Origin of the sequence: Blautia sp. MSK17_66 (assembly GCF_020538025.1) — a bacterium.
Taxonomy (GTDB): Bacteria; Bacillota; Clostridia; order Lachnospirales; family Lachnospiraceae; genus Blautia_A.
Genome location: NZ_JAJBNQ010000095.1, coordinates 1 through 441, shown reverse-complemented (window position 1 = coordinate 441; position 441 = coordinate 1). Strand labels below are relative to the sequence as shown.

Genomic DNA, 441 nt, shown 5'->3' with positions numbered 1-441 from the left:
TGAAATCTGTGACAGTCAGCAGGGAGCCATCCGGAAAATATTTTGCCAGTCTTTTATTTTGCAGTGAAAACCAAGCAGCAAAAAAAAGACCGGCAGAAAAATTCATTGGGATCGATTTTGCGATGCAGGGAATGTGTGTGTTTTCTACCGGTGAAAGAGCTGAATATCCGATGTTCTACCGGAACACAGAGAAAAAGATTGCATGGGAACAGCGGAAACTGTCCAGATGCCAGAAAGGCAGTCAGAATTATAAAAAGCAGAAGAAACGAGTTGCTCTGTGCCACGAAAAGATCCGAAATCAGAGAAAAGATTTTCAGCATAAACTCAGTGCCAGTCTTGCCGAGAGCTTCGATGCAGTATGCGTGGAAGATCTGAATCTGAAAGGAATGGCAGGAGGACTTCATCTTGGAAAAGGCGTACATGATAATGGATATGGCCTGT

The 441-nt window shown here is 43.5% G+C and carries 1 protein-coding gene; it reads left to right on the top strand.

The window, feature by feature from the left end; all coding sequences use genetic code 11:
- Positions 1–441, top strand: a 441-nt coding sequence (locus LIR34_RS17630) for an RNA-guided endonuclease InsQ/TnpB family protein (RefSeq protein ID WP_173903426.1), incomplete at both ends; no start/stop codon positions are given.